The sequence below is a fragment of the Flavobacterium sp. genome, from assembly GCF_044369455.1.
In the GTDB taxonomy this organism is placed as follows: Bacteria; Bacteroidota; Bacteroidia; order Flavobacteriales; family Flavobacteriaceae; genus Flavobacterium.
Map to the genome: position 1 here is coordinate 1 of NZ_JBIPLW010000038.1, position 2,732 is coordinate 2,732.

The following is a 2,732-nucleotide window of genomic DNA, read 5'->3' on the forward strand; positions in this document are numbered from 1 at the left end:
CAACATCCTGGTCACGCCGCAAGGCGAGGTGCGGCTGCTCGATTTCGGCATCGCACGGCTGGAGGAGGGCGCGGCGGACGCAGGGCCCGCGCTCACCCGCGAAGGCGTGAACGCCATGACGCCGCGTTACGCGAGCCCGGAGCAGGTGCAGGGCAAACGGCTGACCATCGCCTCGGATCTCTATTCACTCGGCGTGGTCCTGCATGAGCTGCTGACGGGTGAGACCCCGTATGTGCTGCGGCGCGAGAGCCGCGCCGAATACGAGCAGGCGATCATCGAGTCGGACCTGCGGGTGCCGAGCCGTCTCAAGGTGACCGAGGCGGCTGCCGCCGCGCGCGGGACGACCCCGGAGCGTGTCGCGCGCGACCTGCGTGGCGACCTCGATGCCGTACTGCTGCGTGCGCTCGCCCGTGCGCCTGCTGCGCGCTATGCGTCGGCCGCTGCGTTCCGCGACGACCTCGAGCGCTGGCTCGAGGGCCGCACCGTCACCGCGCTGCCGCCCTCGCGCCTGCACAGCCTCCGAAAGTTCGTGGCCCGCAACCGCCTCGCCGTCGCGGCCTCCGCCGCCGCCGTGCTCGCGCTGGTCGCGGTGAGCGTGGTCGCCATGCTGCAGGCGCAAAGGGCGGAGCGCAGCGCGGAGCTCGCTCGGGCAGAGACCGCGAAAGCGAATGCGACGAACGAGTTCCTCCTGTCTATCTTTCGGCGTGCAGATCCCACGGAGCGCGGAGGTCGCGATGCCACGGCGAAGGAACTGCTGTCGGAGGCGGAGTCCCAGCTCGATGCCAAAGTGCTGAGCGATCCGCGGCTGAAAGCCGACATCTTGGGCACCATGGATGAGGTCTGGCGGAATCTCGGCGAGCTGCGACGCGCCCAGGCAGTATTGGAGAAAAGGACGCCGCTGCTGCTGCGTGAGGGGGACACGGAGGGTGCCGCCGAGTCCATCCTGCGCGAGGCGGAACGAGCGATCACGGCCCGCGCTTTCGATGAAGTGAAAGCCAAACTGGAGAGGGTCCGGCAGCTCATCGACATCGACAACGCCGACCCGCAGCTGCAGGGGCGGTTCCATTACCTCGGGGCCTCGCTGCTCAACGAGCGTGGTGAGCGAGATGCCGCGCTGATCACCGCCAGCAAGGCGGTGGACGCAAGCCGCGCGGCGGAGGATCCGTCGACGCTTTTCAACAGCCTCTTGTTGCGGACCTATGTGCGCCGAGCGACGGGTGATCCGCGGACCGTCCGGGTCGATGTCGAGGAAGCAGAGACCCTTTTGGGCCGAGTACCGGGCGAGCGCGTGGAACACTACGGGCGTCGTCTGCAGGTCGTGGTGGCCCGATATGTACTCGGTGACTACATCGGTGGCTGGCCGCAGATGCAACGGGTGATGATCGATGCGGAGGCGCTCAAGGGCGCATTTAATCCTGGATTACGTCGAGAACGCGGCTATTGGATCCGGTATTGCTTGCGTATCGAAGACGCCGACTTGGCGGCGCAGTGGGTCGAGCGATGGCGCAGCGTCAGTCCTCCTGAAAGTCGCAGCACCCTCGAGTCGGACCCGCGCTGGCGCCTGTTGATCGCGCGCGTGTTCATGGCGAAAGGCGATTGGAACAAGATGAATCAGGAGATCGCGGCGGCGCGCGCGCTGCTCTCGAGGGCGACAGGAACAGAATTGGAGACTGAGAAACTGACAGCGCAGGTCCGATTGGTGGAGGCGGAGGGTTTGCTGCGGCGTGGCGATGCACGAGCGGCCATATCGCTGTCCGAGGGGAAGATGCCCGACTCGTCGGCAGACTTGGTCTTCGATAGATACTGGATCAGAGGTAATGCCGCCCGGATGGTCGGTGACATTCGTGGAGCGCAGACGGAGCTGCGGGCAGCCGTGGCGGTCGCCGCAGAAACTTTGGGAGAGTCGCATCCGCTCGTCGCCCTGATCAAGATGGACCTGGCTCTGTCGCTGGCGCTGACCAAGGGGGACGGTGATACAGCGGTCTCGACCTTGGTGGCCTCTGCCGCTCCGATCATAGCCTCCTCCTTTCCATCTGGTCATCCGGCGATGCGCAACGTTCGGTCGCTCGGCGTATCGGATACGGGGTTCGGGCCCGGTGATGAGGATGCTCTGAGGCGTCGGCTCTCCGCCGCAGGTCCGCGGATGTCCTTCATGTGATCGTGGCCTATTGTTCTTCTGGCAAACAAACGGGAGTGAACGAAGATGTCTATATGGTATACCTCTGTTTTCAAGGTTGATGGTTTCATCGGGATGGCTGCGGCGCCGGAGCCCCCGCCGTACATCCCGGAGGACCCGAAAGCCAGCCTCAGCAGCGCGGCAGTCGATGGGATCGTCCCCTCGTTCTACATCGTGAGTTCGCGCAACGATGAGCAGCGGACCGTCGAGCGCGTAGAGCTCTTGGTTCATAACCTGTCGGCTGATCGCGCCCTCGAGTTGGCGGGGCAGTTGGAAGCCGCGGCGAAGCGCCTCCGCGAACCGTGCAATCACGACCGGGTACTCGACCGCGAGGACCCGGGGGTGACCATCGACATCTCGGCGGCGGTCATCCGCGAGCAGTCGAAGCGGTCCGCCTGAGCGTCACCCGTGCGAGCCCCCGCCGCCTCCCCGGGCGGCGGGGGGTGGCTTTTCCAAAAAAAAGGTTACATTCAGCAAAGTCAATCTTTTGAAGGAGACATCCATGACCACGGAACGAGGGCCGGATCAGCCCAAGCGAGACAACGGTATCGAGGAG

General features: G+C 65.3%; 2 protein-coding genes. Both read left to right on the forward strand.

The annotated features are described in order from the left end of the window. On the forward strand, positions 1-2,158 hold a 2,158-nt coding region (locus ACIQ2L_RS13570; RefSeq protein WP_396159728.1), incomplete at its 5' end, for a protein kinase. 45 nt (positions 2,159-2,203) lie between these two features. Then, positions 2,204-2,575 carry a hypothetical protein gene (locus ACIQ2L_RS13575; RefSeq protein ID WP_396159730.1) on the forward strand — a complete coding sequence of 124 codons (372 nt, stop codon included), beginning with the start codon at positions 2,204-2,206 and terminating at the stop codon, positions 2,573-2,575. The last annotated feature ends 157 nt before the right edge of the window (positions 2,576-2,732 follow it).

Excerpts from the sequence above, each read along its gene's own strand:
- ACIQ2L_RS13575 (WP_396159730.1), top strand. The coding sequence starts at position 2,204 with ATGTCTATATGGTATACCTCTGTTTTCAAGGTTGATGGTTTCATCGGG.